The organism is Acinetobacter sp. YH12152, from assembly GCF_013418285.1.
Lineage (GTDB): Bacteria > Pseudomonadota > Gammaproteobacteria > Pseudomonadales > Moraxellaceae > Acinetobacter > Acinetobacter amyesii.
In genome coordinates this window covers 27,190-42,636 of sequence record NZ_VPCH01000034.1, presented here as the reverse complement: position 1 = coordinate 42,636, position 15,447 = coordinate 27,190, and the positions used below count along the sequence as shown (strand labels likewise).

Here is a 15,447-nt window from a genome sequence, read left to right as displayed (position 1 = left end):
TGGAAGCAGATGAAATATTATTGGCGAGATTTTCAAGTCATGACAGCTGATAAAATAGAGCAATGGGTGGAGAAAGTATCAAACCAATTCGGAAAAGAATACATGTTTACTTTTTAATGACAACTTACAGCATAAAAAAGCCCTTGTTTACTGATCAAACAAGGGCTTTTTTTAATATTCGTTAAGTACAAAACCGCTCAAAAAAGCAAAATATTCACGTAGCCAAGAGTTGTAGCGGATGTACAGCGGTGTAGGCGCTGCAATGGTATACACCTGTGTATAGCCTAACTTTCGTGCAATTGCTTTTGCACGTGGAAGGTGAAAGTCACTACTGGCAATTGCAATGGGGGCATCAAGAGAAATCTGATGTCGTTTTAAAATTATTTTACTGTTGATCAGATTGAGTTCTGTGCTGGTACTTCTGCTTTCTTCATATATGCGTGCGGCTGAAATGTCATAGTGTTGAAGTAAATAGCGCTTCATGACAGAAGATTCGGTCATTTTTTCATTAAAGCCTAAACCACCCGTCATGATCATAATAGTATTGGGCTGTTTCAAGGCATACGGTGCTGCGGCATCGAGACGCGCCTTTAAGGTCGGAGAGGGTTGACCATTTTCAATACCGCTACCCAAAACGATGATGGCTTGGACGGAAGTAAATGGCTTGGATTGCTGGCTATTGAAGTGTAAATACGCAAAAAACAGTAAAAGGCTCAATAGCCAAAGCCAAAACAACCACCATGCCGCACACCAGAGCCTTTTGAGTTTAGGGTATTGATCTAAAATATTGTGGATTTGGGTTGAAAATAGTCCGGATAAAATAAAAATACACCCAATGACTAAGGGTAAAAGGATGCCTAAATGAATTTTATCTAATGTAAGTAACCAAATGGCATCTACGCAGAGCAGCAAGCCTACACAAAGCAGTAGTATTCTTTTCATGCAAAAAATTAAAGCAGTATTCGTATTTGGCCTAAGTATAGCGTGAAAAAAAACCAGACACGAGGTCTGGTTTTTAGTTGGGACTATTTATGAGTAAACATCTTATTAGTAAACATCACGACGGTAACGCCCAGCTTGACGCAGTTCAGCCACGACATCTTCACCTAGTATATCAATCAGTGCGTGGTCAACGTCCGTTGCCATACCGTTGATACTACCGCAAACGTAGATCACGGCACCTTGTTCTACCCATGATTTTAATAAGGTCGCATGGTCACGTAGCTCATGATGCACATAGCGTTTCTCCGCTTGATCACGAGAGAAGGTGAGGTCTATGCGTTGAACTAAGCCTGTGTTTTGCCATGCTTCAATGATGTCTTGATAGAAGAAATCATGTGCGCGTTGACGCTCACCAAAAATCAGCCAGTTTTGCGTATAGTCTTGACGAACTCGTGCATGTAACAGGCTGAGTAAACCAGCAATACCGGTACCGTTACCAATACATATCACAGGACGATTATCTGCAATCAAATGGAATGATTCATTGGTACGAATACGCATTTGTAGTGTGCTATTGATCGCAGCATGTTGTGTTAACCAACCAGAGCCTAAACCAAGCTCACCATCCGCATTGGACTGCTGACGTACCACTAAGCGTAATACTTGCTGACTTGGAATACTGGCAATCGAGTATTCACGAGTTGGAAGCGGTGGAAGCTGTTCGAGCAAATGATCAAGATTGGCAAATGGTTCAACATCCGTATTTAGGTTACGATCCCATAATGCATCTTCAATGCGTTGCTGAGTAGAATCAACCACTTGCTGACTTTGAATTTGGTACTTTTGCATGAAGTTTGCAATACGTTCAGCACTATTACCTGGTTGAATCTCTGCAATATCACCCGCTTGCCAATTGGCTTCATGTTGCGGTTTTAACTCAATATTAAATGCAGGTGCACCTAAACTGTTCGGGTTGAGTAAATCACGTTTGGTCAATGTCCATGCATCAAAAGTTTTTTCAATTTGCATGTGCTGAAGTTCAAGTTTAGTCGCTTTGGCTAAAGCGCTATTCCATGCTTGAATGGCTTGGGTGTCGCCATTATTGACTTCAATCGTGTTAAACAGGGGCTTCGCAGCATTACTCTGCATCCAACGATGAATCGCATGACCAAAGCTACAGAAAGTATCAGGATATTCTTTAGAACCTAAAGCTAATACGGCAAACTGAACATGACTCAAATCGAGGCCTTGTGTCATCAGTTTATGTTCAAAGCTTGAAGCAAGGTCAGGTGCTTCGCCAGTGCCATAGGTACTTGCAACAAATAAAACCTGAGCGGCTTGCGTTAAGTCATCTGCTGAAAGTTGCTGAACAGCTTTCACTGTGACAGGCTGACGAGCCTCTTGTAAGCTTGTTGCTGTACGCCATGCCAATTGTTCAGACTGACCTGTTTGTGATGCATAGCAAATTAACCAAGGCTGTGCATTTGGGTCGATGGTAACTGGTGCTAAGCTTTGACGGGTTTGCTGTGTCAGTTTTTTCTGTTTACGACGTTTGAGATAGAGCATCCATCCTGTGACAAAGAACAGCGGCATCATGAGGGATGCAATAACCACAAAGAACTGATAAATCGGTCCGAAGAAACTACCGCGATGTACAGGCAACATGCTGGTCATGATTTTTTCATTTAGCTTTTTATCTTCGTATAACTCGATATCGGTAAGAGCATCCGTTTTGTAGTTATAAGTCGCTTTGTTGCGCGCACGTTCATGTTGAGGGACGGCATCCACAAAGTTAATTTCTAATTCACCATTGGCTTTTTTCGGAATATTAAAAGTGACACTTGAGTATTCACGACCAATATTTTGATTAAAGCCATTCCAACTTTGCGTAAGGGCAATATTCACTTGTTCTGGTTTTAGACCACGTTTTTCTCCGCGACCTTCAGCACCATGTTTATTTTCTTGAGCGCCGTGTTCAGAGGGACTCGACGTTGCAGGGTTTCTTTCAGAACGTGCTTGGTGTTCACCATGAGTTTGTTCTGCCTCAGTGGCTTGTTTTTCACCACCTTGCTTTGCACCCGCCTGTTCAGCAGGTTGTCCATTCGGTTTTGGACGTTCTTGTAACTGGGGCTGTGGACGTTCAACGCCCATGACTTTAAACATGCCATTACGCCACCAGTCATAAGACCAATACAAACCTGTACATGCCAAAATGAGATAGAAAATAATCACCCATGTGCCGACGACAGCATGTAGATCCCACAGGAAATTACGACCTTTGAGCTTTGGTTTAACTGCAAGCCATTGTTTAACAGAATGTCTCTTTGGCCAACGCAGATATAAACCACTCAATACAAAATAAATCAGCATCAGTGTACATGCGCCGGTAATTTGTTTACCAACAGGGCCAACAGTTAAATTACGGTGTAGTTGCTGTACAAACTGGAAGAATTTTTGACCTTTAATTTCAGGTAAAACTTCGGCTGTATAGGGGTTGACCATCATGTTATAGCCACGACGAGCACCTTCTTTGACAATATTCACGGTACTTGAGGCGGTAGCATCTGAGGTAATAGAGATGCTGTTAATTTTCATGTCAGGATCAGACTGACTAAAGTGCTGATAAAGCTCAGCAGGGGTTAGTTTAGGCTGTTGTTGAGCCTGAACCACATAACTGTCTTGATTGATTGATTTAAGTATTTGCTGTTCATAGGAATAAATGGCACCTGTAACCCCCATGAGCGAGAGTATTAAGCCGGCACTAATCCCCAAGAACCAGTGAATCTGGAAAAGGGTTTTCTTAAACATGATGGATTTAATATTGATAAAAGGTTGCTGAATTGCGACGAATTATAAACGATGATGTAGTAGAGAATGTGGAAAAAGTAAGTAATATTCATTCTCATTATTGTAATTATCAATGATTATTCGAAAATTAAACTGATAAAAAAACCTCCAAAAAGCGGAGGTTTTTTATACATAAATGTCTGTTTGGCTTAAATAGCTTTAGCAGGGCCTACAGTTTCATTTAAGTGTTTACGAATGGTCGAAAATGGAAACTTCTTGCTATCCATACGTTTAGGCAAGATGTATGCACCGTCTTGACCCTTCACTTTAAAGTTTAAAAGGATGAAGTCTTTAGTGTCATACCATTCATGAATGTCTTTCCAACCGACAGTCATCGTCCCCATGTTTGCGCCCATACGTTGCTGCATAGAGATCCCATGCGGCTGAACACCCATACGAATGCCTTTAATTTCTTGTACAGGGACTTCATTCAGTTTGCGTTTCGCATACCATTCGATACCGAATTTACGCACAAGGAAGTAAATCACAACACAGACAATAGCTACCCAGCAAAATACTGTTGAATAGTTCTTAATAAAGATGAGGCCCAAGAGTGCCAGTGCAAGAATTGCACCCATAATTAGCCATGCTTTTTTGCCAATTTTGAAGTTACTGCGAGACAGAACAAGTTGAGCATAACGTTGTTCTTCTTCAGAAATTTCATAAGCCACTGGCTCTAGCGTGTAGGCATATAAATTTTTTGCGGTCATAGTGAAAGTAACAGATTTAAAACTGTAAAAAGTTTAGCATTATTTATACCAATTCAGTGAGTATATTGTTCCAAAATCATCCAAATTATAGCGAAGCCAGTTCAGTCGATGCCTGATCATGCTCATGACTTAGATTTTGTTTCAATTGGCTAAATTGGTTCAACACGTTAAACATCAAAGAAAGCTGCTGTAGCACGATCAAGGATTTTTGATCTTCCTCACTGTTTTGTGACAAACGCTGACGGATTTCTTGCAACATATTTTGCGCCGTTAAGTCCGGTACTTCGTCTCGCAGTAATGCACCTTGAATGTCATCCGTGGCTTTATCCAGTAAATTTAAGACCTGTTGATCTTGAATTTTTTCACGATGCGCACCTAAGGCTGCGATATAACTAATAAAGGTATGATTGAGACACAAAAACTCAAAGGCCAAAGCTTTTTGAGTCGGATCGGTATCGGGTTCGGTGGCTAAAGTGGAAATCAGTGAAGCCACTTCTGCATCGGTATTATGGGCTGCACGACGGACCACACGATAATTCAACCCGTTATTACGACCAGATTTGTATTGTTCAACCACTTCGGCCAAATAATCACACTGCGCTTGAATCGAACGGCTGATGGTTCGAGGCAGGCGACGGAATTTCCAATCTGGGAAAATGAAACTCACACCAAACCATGCCAAGGCACAACCAATCAGTGTATCAATCATACGCGGCATAGCTGCGGCAAAACCCATGCCATCTAAGTTAAAGTTGATCAGCGCCAAAATCGTAATAAACGCAGTGGCTTGTGCATATTGCTTACTGCGTAATTCAAAAAACAGCACGCCACTTAAAATGAGCAGTAATAACTGACCTTCGACAGAAGGGACAAAATATAAAATTGAATAACCTAAAATAATCCCGACCAATGTGCCAATGATACGTAAATAGAGGCGGCGCTTGGTGGCGTTAAAGTTCGGCTGGCTGACAAACAGGGCAGTCAATAAAATCCAATAGCCATAACTGATATTGGTCACTTGGACAAAAATATAACCAATAAATAACACGGTCGATAAACGCACAGCATGACGGAACAGCACCGATTCAGGGCTCAAATGTTGTTTGAATCGAATGACGATGTCGTCCCAACCTTTTAAATCATCATCTTTTAAACGATTTTCAATCAGGGCTTGTCGGTCAATATAACGCTCGGTTTCGACATTACGTAATTGCGCATCGATGCCTTTTAGGTTTTGGTATAAAGCAAATAAAGAGTTGATCCAGACCTCATCGTATTTTTGCTCTTCACGCAGCTTTTCGAGTGACAGTTTTAGATTATGAAATGCATGCTTAAAACGTTGATTATGATGATAGGGTTTTCGCTGTAAGATGCTGATACTTAAATCTTTACAGGCTTTGCCTTGAATCGAAAGCACACGTTGAAAGCGAAATAAAATATCACTATGTTCAAAAATACGGGTCAATTTTTGATAATCAATATGCGCGGAATCGGCACGTTCATGAATGTCTTGCGCGACAAAATAATATTGTAGGCTACGACGTGTATCTTTTTGTCCACGGTCGCCTTTTAAACGCGTTAATAAGGCCGTTTTCATATCGTTGAAAATGCCAATTAATTTGCCATTTTCGAGCGACAGCTCAATCAAACTTTGCTGGTAACTTTCCGGTGTCATATCGACATCAAACAAGTTAGATTTTGCAAATAAGAAGTCACCTAGAGACGAATAGCTTTGCGCCAATTTGTCCTGAACTTGACGCACAGGAAACAGCAGAAAGCTCAAAGTCGAAAGCAGTCCGTACCACATCGCACCGATGACCAATAAACCTGCTTGTGTATACCAATTTTCAAAAAGTTCAACCCCAAGCATGGAATACACGGAGATCACCAAACAGCCATAAGAAATGGTGGCGTAGCGACGACCCAATGAACCCAAAAGAATCCAACCGATACAAGACACAATCAGGCCCAATGCAAATAAGATCGGATGCGGGAACAACAGATAAATGGATACCGCAGTAACAAAGAACCCAATATAAGTATAAATTTGATTGAGCACGCGGACTGAAAAGCGGTCATCGATATCACTTAGACCAGCGGCAACCACACCCAAGGTGAGGGGAATGGTCATCAATTGCTGATCTAAAAAATATGGGACAAAGGCTGTTCCTGCGAAGGCAATGACCATGCGCAAGTTATACATAAAGGTCGTGTTATAGGTTGCTTGTTTCAGTCGTGCGAGCCAGGCGTTCAAAATTTTTCCTTTGCTAAAGCGATGGGGCAGTAAGCAATGTGTATCGTGTGAATTTTCACATTGAAGCCAAGAAATAATACTATGTGCAGTGTAAACTTGTCTGCAAAACTTGCTTGCGATAAATGAATTATTCTTATGAAAAGCGTCGAATCACAAAAGGAATTTTCTCAACGCTGGATCGTCTTATTGGCGTTGCTGACTGCTTTGGGGCCACTTTCAATCGATATGTATTTGCCTGCTTTACCTCAAATGGCCGATGATTTTGGTGTCACAACCCAACAAGTGGCCAATAGTCTTCCTGCGTATTTCTTGGGTTTGGCGATTGGGCAGTTAATTTATGGGCCAGTCAGCGACCGTATTGGGCGTAAAACACCGCTATATTTCGGTTTGGTTTTATATATTTGTGCCAGTTTTCTGTGTGTCTTTGCCAATAGTGAATGGAGCTTGATCGCAGCTCGCGTTCTGCAAGCCTTGGGTGGTTGTGTCGGTGTGGTGATTGCCCGTGCGGCAATTCGTGATCGCTTAAGTATGCAAGCTTCTGCTCAAGCCTTTGCCAGTATGATGATCGTGACAACAATTGCACCGATCATTGCACCTACTTTAGGCGCATGGGTATTGCAGGTGTTTGAATGGCAATACATATTTGCGGTATTGGTACTTGTCGGTATTTTTTGTCTTTTCTGCGTACATTTTTTCTTTCAAGAAACCCTGCCTGTTGAGCGACGCTTAAAATTAAGTTTGAAACAAGTCTTAGGTTTATATGGTGCGATTTTACAGGACGAAACTTTCCGTAAACCGATGCTCACAGGCTGTTTTTCTGGCGCAATTTTATTTTGTTATATCAGTGGCTCATCTGCCATTTTAATGGATGGTTATGGTCTGAGCCAACAGCAATTTGCTTATGTATTTGGGGCGAATGCTTTAGGGATTATGGTGTTTTCAACCCTCAATAAGAAACTTGCAAATCGACTGGATGTTCGCCATCGTTTGCAATTGGGTAATGCACTCCAATTGTGTGGTGTGCTGATCTTATTGGCGGCAGGATTATTTTATCTTTCATCTATCATTGTTGTAATGTTGGGCATGTTCTTATGTGTTGCTTCAATCGGCTTCACTGGGCCAAATGCCATGGCATTGGCGATGTCTGAACAAGGCTCACGAGCTGGCACAGCCAGTGCAATCATGGGAAGTATGCAATTTGCCTGTGGTCTATTGGCCGGAGTGTTTTTGAACTTTTTAGTATGGTCAGCGCTGATCAATATGGCCCTGATTATGTTGCTATTTGTAGTTGTTGCAATGATTACTATGTGTAGTTTAAAAGCTTCAGCCATGGGTTGAACTGAATGCAGGTGATGACGTTTATAGCTAGTTTGACTTAAACGTCGGTCATCAACGTACGTGTCTTATTGATCAAATATCCGCGTCACTCATTATAAATGTTCATCATCCATAACTTTCAATGAGGGCGCTATTTTCCCATTATGAATTCTATTGCTGTTTACTCGAAACATATATCTAAGTAATCATGCATTTGAAAATAAAAAGAGAAACTGTAGATCGCTGTTGTCCCACCTTTATGAAATAGAGCAACTGATAAATAAGTATTATTTGCATTAAACACAGTGCTTTATGCTGGATCATTACATATCGAATGTCTCTATCGGCAATATGTCGGATTTTGTAGTTTTTATTACATACCCTTAAGGTATGAGTTTTTACTTTTGAGGTATGGGTGTTGAACTTTTTTGCCATCTGAATCGGCTAAGTCTGAATTTTAACTAAATATTTCAGTCTATTTTCAGTGATGGATTCAGCGTTTTTGCTTTTTGCTTTCAAGTATTTCGTTATTGGGGGCAACAAGTTGGGGCTTTAATGCGACTAAAGCACGGATATGCAGCTTGAAATTTGTCCGCTCAAATAGGCGAATAACAAAGCGCCCAGAGTTAGGGCATACAACAATGACAGGACAATAGAGAGCTTAGGATGAAAACTCAAACTGTATTCCACCCAATGAAAACCCTTGTTGTTGCCATGAGTTTGGCAACGGTCTCAATGGCTCATGCAGGCAGCAATACTTCTGAAATTGAACAATTACGTGCAGAAGTTGCAGAACTGAAAAGTTTGATTAAAGCGCAGCAGCAAGTTCAACAACAGCAACAAACAGAGATTCAGCAAGTTAAAGCGCGTCCTGTTGCACCACCACCGCCACCAGCTACTCCAGCTGCAAGCTTGAAATCTAAAACTGGTGCAGATGTAAGTCTTTATGGTTTTGTTCGTGGTGATGCGAACTACATCATCGAAGGTGCGGATAACGACTTCAACAACGTACATACCTCTAAAGAAGAAGCACGAGATAAACTTCGCGCAACTGCAAAAACCACACGTTTTGGTTTAGATTTTACAGCACCTGTCGGTGGTGATAATAAAGTGGGCGGTAAAATTGAAGTCGACTTTGCAGATGCAAGTGGTTCAAATGATGGACTTCGCTTACGTCACGGTTACTTAACCTTTAACAACTGGTTATTTGGTCAAACGACATCTAACTTTTTGTCTAGCCATGCACCAGAAATGATTGATTTCAATACAAACTTGGGTGGTGGTACTACACGTATTCCTCAAGTTCGTTATAACTACAAATTAGCTCCAGATACTCAATTATTTGTTTCTGCGGAAGAAGGGGATAGTAAAGGGACTGTTGCTGCAGATCCGACATATCGCCTTCCAAACTTAACTGCCAAAGTGACTCAAGTTTTTGCAGCAGGTAAAGGCACAGCTTCAGCTCGTGCATTGGTTGAAAACTACAAATCTAAAGCTGCGGATAATACAGAAACAGCTTGGGGTGTAGCAGCGGGTGCATCTTATGCAGTGACTGATCAATTGAAATTGAATGGTGATGTCTCGTATACGGAAGGCAACAGCAACTATTTATATGGTTCTAACTCGGCTTACTCTGTTGTAGATGGAAACATCGAGCAAAACAAATTCACTGCTGTACAAGTGGGTGCAACTTATAAGTTTAATGAAAAACTACGTTCAACTTTAGCTTATGGTGCACTATTTGCTGATGATGGCAGCGCGTATGCGAAACATATATCTAATGTAAATGCGAACGAAGAAGCACAGCAAGCTTGGATTAACTTTATTTACGCACCTGTAAAACCAGTTGAACTTGGCTTGGAATATGTAAACGGTAAACGCAAAAACTTTGCGGGTGAATCTTATAACGATGACCGAGTTGGTTTAATGGCAAAATATAGCTTCTAAGCTCAAATCATCGATCAGAATCGATCAAAAAAGCCTGACTCAGTTCAGGCTTTTTTGTTTAAAAAAGGGGATATATCAATGTAAATGAACCCAGAGCACTAAGCAGATGGATTCACTAAATCGCCTGTGTCATGATGTTGTACTGGTTAAAGCAGTCGTTGAACCACGTCCTACATGAGCATCATGTTCAAATCTTTAATATTTTATATAGATAAAAAATACGAATGCATTTAAATAAAAACAATTAGATATAACTTTAAATTATAGAAAAATTAACTTTTTGTAATAAAAAGTACTGAAATTTTATTATTCAGGCTGCATAATGTGCGACTTTTCAGAAATAGTGCGAAACAGTACAGACATACACAATGTTCTGTCATTAAATTTGCTTCATTTGAGGCTGTTTCTCAATTTAAAACTTTTAGCGATTTGTTAGTCATTTTGAGTTGATTTTTAAAGCTCAGACTTACTTATTTGAATCAGATGATGAATATTTTTCAAACTCTTTAGCTTGAGTCGTTTAATTGCATTATTGATTTGAAATTACAAAATGTAGTTGTATTTCAGACCATAAAGGCAGCTAATGCTGATAGAAGAGCTTTAAAAATATTCAAATAATTTTGGACAAATTATATGGAATTTAGTTTTAACGCGTTTTATACCTTAATCGCAGCGGTAATTGTGCTTTTGTTGGGACGATTTCTTGTTAATCGTATTGGATTTTTAGGTCGATACAACATTCCAGAGCCTGTTGCCGGTGGTTTAGTTGCCGCGATTATTTCTTTGGTGGTACACAGTCTTTGGGGCTATAGCATTACAACGAGTAGTGAATTACAAACGAGTTTCATGCTGATTTTCTTCGCTTCTATTGGCTTAAGTGCAAACTTTGCCAAATTAAAAGAGGGCGGAATCGGCTTGGTCATCTTTATCGTCGCTGTTGCTTCATTCATCATGGTGCAGAACCTCGTAGGTATCAGTCTTGCGACGGTGCTAGGTATTGACCCTCTGATTGGCTTGATTGCAGGTTCTATTACCCTTACTGGTGGTCATGGTACTGCAGGCGCATGGGGTGAAATTTTAGAAGTTCAACATGGCATTCAAGGTGCATTAGCCTTAGGTATGGCAAGTGCGACATTTGGTTTGATTATTGGCGGCATTATCGGTGGTCCACTGGCTAAGCTATTAATTAACCGCTATCAACTTGCAACGCCACGTACTCATGAACAAATTGAAAAAAGTGATAACACTCCTTTAGCAGATATTAATTCAACAGAATATGTGCCGTTTGAATATCCGCATCGAGTTCGTCTCATTACAGCAGATAATGCGATTACCACATTAGGTTTATTTGCAGGGTGTTTAGCATTTGCGGACTTCATGACCGATTTTAGTAAAGGTACTGTATTTGAATTACCGACATTTGTTTGGGCACTGGCTGGTGGTGTAATTTTACGAAATGTACTGGAAGGTATTTTCCGTGTACAAATTTTCGACCGCGCTATCGATGTATTTGGTAATGCATCTCTATCTTTGTATTTGGCGATGGCATTGTTGTCATTAAAGTTATGGCAATTGTCTGATCTCGCTGGCCCACTTGTAGTCATTTTGGGTGCACAAACGCTGACGATGGCTTTGTATGCTGCTTTTGTGACTTTCCGTGTCATGGGTAAAAACTACGATGCTGCTGTTTTATCAGCAGGTCACTGTGGTTTTGGTATGGGTGCAACCCCGACGGCTGTGGCAAATATGCAAGCGATTACAAATATGTATGGCCCTTCACATAAGGCATTCTTAATTGTGCCGCTATGTGGCGCATTCTTTGTTGATTTAATTAATGCGACGGTTATTCAATTAATTCTCAAATTTTTCGCTTAATTCTACAAAGGCTCTAATTTAGAGCCTTTGTTTTTGTATTCGCATTTTAGGTATTGATTATGGATGAACAATTAAATGCAACTCTCATGGGCTGGGTCAAAGTTTTTAATGATCCGCTTTGGGATTTCTTAGTCGTATTCTTAGTGGCGGTTGGTATTTTCTATACCTTAATCACTGGCGCAGTTCAGATTCGTCTATTTTTTCATAGTATTAAAGTGATGAAATCTAGCCGTAAAGAAGGCGATGATGAGCATGGGATTACACCATTCCAAGCCTTTGTGACGGGACTGGCAAGTCGTGTCGGCGTAGGTAATGTCGCAGGTGTTGCAATTGCGATTGCAATTGGTGGGCCAGGTGCAGTGTTTTGGATGTGGTTTACCGCATTTTTAGGCATGAGTTCAGCATTTGTGGAATCTTCACTTGCACAGCTCTTTAAAGTGCGTGATACGCAAAATCAGCAATTCCGTGGTGGACCAGCGTATTACATTACACAAGGTTTAAAGCAAAAGTGGTTGGGTGTGGTTTTTGCCATCGCGCTGATTTCAACCTATGGTTTTGTCTTTAATGCGGTGCAAGCCAATGCGATTACAGGTGCGACCTCACATGCGTGGGGCTGGGATAAAGCCAACATCATTTTAGACTTAGGTGGTTTCGGTTTTGAAATCTCTTGGGTGGGCTTATTCTTGGTGCTCATAACTGCGCTGATTATTTTTGGCGGGATTAAACGGATCGCCAAAGTTGCAGAAAGATTTGTGCCCTTTATGGCTTTGCTTTATCTCGCAGTTGCTTTCTATGTTGCATTTGCTAACTTTGCGATTCTCCCAGATATTTTCCAGTTAATTTTCAGTAAAGCCTTTGAATTTGATGCAGCAGCAGGTGGTTTTTTCGGTGCTATGGTTTCTATGGCAATGATGCAAGGGATTAAACGTGGTTTATTCTCCAATGAAGCCGGTATGGGTTCTGCACCCAATGCTGCGGCAGCATCAGACGTTAAACACCCAGTCAATCAAGGCTTAGTTCAAATGCTCGGTGTATTTGTCGACACATTTGTGGTGTGTACCTGTACGGCCATCATTATTTTGGCGTCCGGTTTGTATGAAAATGCAGGCTTTGAAGGCGTTGCTTTGACGCAAATGGCGCTTGAAAGCCAGATTGGCGCATGGGGAGATGACTTCCTTGCTATTATCTTGTTCTTATTCGCTTATTCTTCAGTAATCGGTAACTATGCTTATGCTGAAGGTAATGTGCAGTTTATCAATAACAATCCTAAGGTCATGTTTGTATTCCGCGTATTCGTCCTCATGATGGTGTACTTTGGTTCAATCATGAGTGTGCCTCTGATTTGGAACTTAGCGGATCTCTTCATGGGCGTGATGGCGAGTATTAACCTCTTTGCAATTTTATTGCTGACTCCATTCTTATTGATGTTGATGAAAGACTACACCTCACAGTTAAAACGTGGTGTAAAAGAGCCAGTGTTTAAGATGGATGAACATCCAAAATATAAGGATCGTGTTAATTCCGATATTTGGTAAAGTCAAAAATTAACTTTAAAAAGCTCCGTTGTCGGGGCTTTTTTTGCTAGATAAGAGCTTAAATCCTGATGTGGAAATTCTGCTAGACATTGAAATTTTGACAGCCAATGACTTTCTAGGTTGTATGTCAATATAATGTGCATCGGTCAGAGGCATTAACGAATAATAACAGTGACGTGAATGCGGACTGATTAGACTACTTTTTCTCTTCAAATCTCGAGTTGCATTTGGAATATCTCTCAATGAAAAGCATAACTGTTTTGATGACTGCATTAGCAATCAGCCTTGTGGGTTGTCAAAGTGTGGGCTCAAAAACGATCAGCGCTGAAACAACCTCACAAATTCGGACTTATACAGCAGCACCTGCACAGGTGGCGAATAACCGCATTGACTTTAAAAAAGTGAAAAAGCAGGAAAAGCGTCCGATTGTTGCTTTGGTTTTAGGGAGTGGTGGGGCACGTGGTTATGCGCACATTGGCGCCATTCAGATACTTGAACAGCAGGGAATACACCCTGATTTCATTGTCGGAACCAGTGCGGGTAGCATTGTGGGTTCAATCTATGCTTCAGGTAAAAGTGCCAATGAGTTAAGAGATATCGCCTTAAATATGAAAGCCAATGATGTTCGAGAAATACGTTTGGACAAAAAAGGCTTTTTTGACGGTAAAAAAGTTGAAGATTATATCAATGAGCAAGTTGATGACGTGCCTTTAGAGTTGCTAAAAACCCCAATGTATGTGGTGGCAACCGAGTTAAAGGATGGCAAAAAAGTCGTGTTCAACTATGGCAATACGGGGCAGGCTGTTCGTGCTTCGGTGTCGATTCCAAGTATGTTCATTCCCACGATTATTGAAGACACAGAATATGTTGATGGCGGATTGGTCAGCCCTGTTCCTGTGGATGTTGCACGCGATTTAGGGGCAGATATTATTATTGCAGTAGATATTTTGGCACGACCTATTCATACCGAAACGTCTAATGTTTGGGGCTTGTTTAACCAAAATATCAATATTATGCAAAATCGTTTAGCTCAAGAAGAACTCAAGCGAGCAGACATTGTGATTCAACCTGATTTACGTGAAAAAGCACATATATTTGATGTGAAAGGGCGTGAAGCGACGATGCTTGCAGGTGAAGAGGCAACCTTAGAAAAACTTGGAGAGATTTCTCGGGTTTATGCTGAACATCAATATAGCAAGGGACATCATATTCCTTATTTAGCAGCCAAAGACTAGGTTGGTACGATCCGTAAATTGACATGCATCCTGTTCACCTAGCAGGGTGCATTTTTATTTCAGCTAAGCATTTTAATTTTTGCTCTCAGCTCTTCCCATGCTCAATAGTATCTAGTAATCATTAATATATTGGATGTTGATTGGTTTTAGGTCTTAATCAAAAGATTTGCCAAATATAAAAATCGTAATAATAAGAAAATATACAGTTAATTATTTGAAATTAATTAAGAAAATCATATTAATTGGTTTTACGTAGATTTTAAGAGTATATACCTATATTAGCGTTTTTATTCATGTGTTTACGTTTACCAATACTGTTGAAGTGTTTAGAATATCATCAGGTTATTAATACTTAAAACCAATAAATATTTTAAAGGTGGCTGTAGATGAAAACGCTTGATGTAGGACAAAAAGTAAAGCTTGCGATGATGGAAGAGAGCGTGTTTATTGTCACTCATGTGCATGTAGATAATTCTTACACGCTAGAAAGTACCAATGATGGTGGACAAAAAACCAGCTATGACAACGTATCTTTCGAGATGTTAAAAGTCTTAGAAGATTAAGTTTAATGCCGTGCTATGTTGAATCGATGGAGCAACGCGTTTTAATGAATATGTTTTAAATATAAAACACAGCATAGCTTGGATTAAAAAATTGATAGATAGCGCGATAAATACTTGTTTATCGGGTGTATATCGTTATCGATATATATTTTACTGAATGATGGTATGATCACTATAAATAATAATGATGGTTTTTTTGCCGATTTGAACATTTAATCTTGA

General features: G+C 40.3%; 10 protein-coding genes and 1 pseudogene. 7 read left to right on the top strand and 4 right to left on the bottom strand.

What is annotated here, in order from left to right; all coding sequences use genetic code 11:
* A pseudogene (locus tag FTU83_RS11490) lies at nucleotides 1-117 on the top strand (transposase); the annotation flags it as partial.
* Between the two features lie 54 nt (nucleotides 118-171).
* Here the strand turns inward: FTU83_RS11490 and FTU83_RS11485 are convergent.
* The 4 genes from FTU83_RS11485 to yccS all read right to left on the bottom strand — a co-directional run bounded on the left by FTU83_RS11485 (nucleotide 172) and on the right by yccS (nucleotide 6,753).
* Nucleotides 172-942, bottom strand: a complete 771-nt coding sequence (locus tag FTU83_RS11485; RefSeq protein WP_180106572.1) for a YdcF family protein — start codon at nucleotides 940-942, stop codon at nucleotides 172-174.
* A 105-nt stretch (nucleotides 943-1,047) separates the two neighbouring features.
* Nucleotides 1,048-3,750 (bottom strand): sulfite reductase flavoprotein subunit alpha, encoded by a 2,703-nt coding sequence (locus tag FTU83_RS11480; protein WP_180106570.1) that lies wholly within the window; start codon nucleotides 3,748-3,750, stop codon nucleotides 1,048-1,050.
* Nucleotides 3,751-3,938: 188 nt separating this feature from the next.
* Complete coding sequence (locus FTU83_RS11475) at nucleotides 3,939-4,499, bottom strand: YcxB family protein (protein ID WP_078191438.1); 561 nt, start codon at nucleotides 4,497-4,499, stop codon at nucleotides 3,939-3,941.
* Nucleotides 4,500-4,584: 85 nt separating this feature from the next.
* On the bottom strand, nucleotides 4,585-6,753 hold the full coding sequence (gene yccS / locus FTU83_RS11470; RefSeq protein WP_180106568.1) for a YccS family putative transporter: 2,169 nt from the start codon (nucleotides 6,751-6,753) through the stop codon (nucleotides 4,585-4,587).
* A gap of 135 nt (nucleotides 6,754-6,888) precedes the next feature.
* Here yccS and FTU83_RS11465 point away from each other — a divergent pair, with 135 nt between their 5' ends.
* The 6 genes from FTU83_RS11465 (at nucleotide 6,889) to FTU83_RS11440 (ending at nucleotide 15,225) form a co-directional block, all read left to right on the top strand.
* Complete coding sequence (locus tag FTU83_RS11465; RefSeq protein WP_180106566.1) at nucleotides 6,889-8,091, top strand: multidrug effflux MFS transporter; 1,203 nt, start codon at nucleotides 6,889-6,891, stop codon at nucleotides 8,089-8,091.
* Nucleotides 8,092-8,736: 645 nt separating this feature from the next.
* Nucleotides 8,737-10,017 (top strand): DcaP family trimeric outer membrane transporter, encoded by a 1,281-nt coding sequence (locus FTU83_RS11460; RefSeq protein ID WP_180106564.1) that lies wholly within the window; start codon nucleotides 8,737-8,739, stop codon nucleotides 10,015-10,017.
* Between the two features lie 633 nt (nucleotides 10,018-10,650).
* The gene (gltS, locus tag FTU83_RS11455) at nucleotides 10,651-11,892 is read left to right on the top strand and encodes a sodium/glutamate symporter (RefSeq protein ID WP_168379287.1); all 1,242 of its coding nucleotides are present in this window, start codon (nucleotides 10,651-10,653) and stop codon (nucleotides 11,890-11,892) included.
* A 59-nt stretch (nucleotides 11,893-11,951) separates the two neighbouring features.
* Nucleotides 11,952-13,427, top strand: a complete 1,476-nt coding sequence (locus FTU83_RS11450; protein WP_180025826.1) for a sodium:alanine symporter family protein — start codon at nucleotides 11,952-11,954, stop codon at nucleotides 13,425-13,427.
* A 242-nt stretch (nucleotides 13,428-13,669) separates the two neighbouring features.
* Entirely contained in the window at nucleotides 13,670-14,662 is a 993-nt protein-coding gene (locus tag FTU83_RS11445; protein WP_180106562.1) for a patatin-like phospholipase family protein, read from the top strand.
* 386 nt (nucleotides 14,663-15,048) lie between these two features.
* Complete coding sequence (locus FTU83_RS11440; protein ID WP_171262670.1) at nucleotides 15,049-15,225, top strand: hypothetical protein; 177 nt, start codon at nucleotides 15,049-15,051, stop codon at nucleotides 15,223-15,225.
* Nucleotides 15,226-15,447 lie beyond the last annotated feature (222 nt).

What these genes read in the sequence shown, in the direction of transcription:
- FTU83_RS11485 (WP_180106572.1), bottom strand. Translation starts at nt 942, where the DNA reads ATGAAAAGAATACTACTGCTTTGTGTAGGCTTGCTGCTCTGCGTAGAT.
- FTU83_RS11480 (WP_180106570.1), bottom strand. Translation starts at nt 3,750, where the DNA reads ATGTTTAAGAAAACCCTTTTCCAGATTCACTGGTTCTTGGGGATTAGT.
- FTU83_RS11475 (WP_078191438.1), bottom strand. Translation starts at nt 4,499, where the DNA reads ATGACCGCAAAAAATTTATATGCCTACACGCTAGAGCCAGTGGCTTAT.
- FTU83_RS11465 (WP_180106566.1), top strand. Translation starts at nt 6,889, where the DNA reads ATGAAAAGCGTCGAATCACAAAAGGAATTTTCTCAACGCTGGATCGTC.
- FTU83_RS11460 (WP_180106564.1), top strand. Translation starts at nt 8,737, where the DNA reads ATGAAAACTCAAACTGTATTCCACCCAATGAAAACCCTTGTTGTTGCC.
- gltS (WP_168379287.1), top strand. Translation starts at nt 10,651, where the DNA reads ATGGAATTTAGTTTTAACGCGTTTTATACCTTAATCGCAGCGGTAATT.
- FTU83_RS11450 (WP_180025826.1), top strand. Translation starts at nt 11,952, where the DNA reads ATGGATGAACAATTAAATGCAACTCTCATGGGCTGGGTCAAAGTTTTT.
- FTU83_RS11445 (WP_180106562.1), top strand. Translation starts at nt 13,670, where the DNA reads ATGAAAAGCATAACTGTTTTGATGACTGCATTAGCAATCAGCCTTGTG.
- FTU83_RS11440 (WP_171262670.1), top strand. Translation starts at nt 15,049, where the DNA reads ATGAAAACGCTTGATGTAGGACAAAAAGTAAAGCTTGCGATGATGGAA.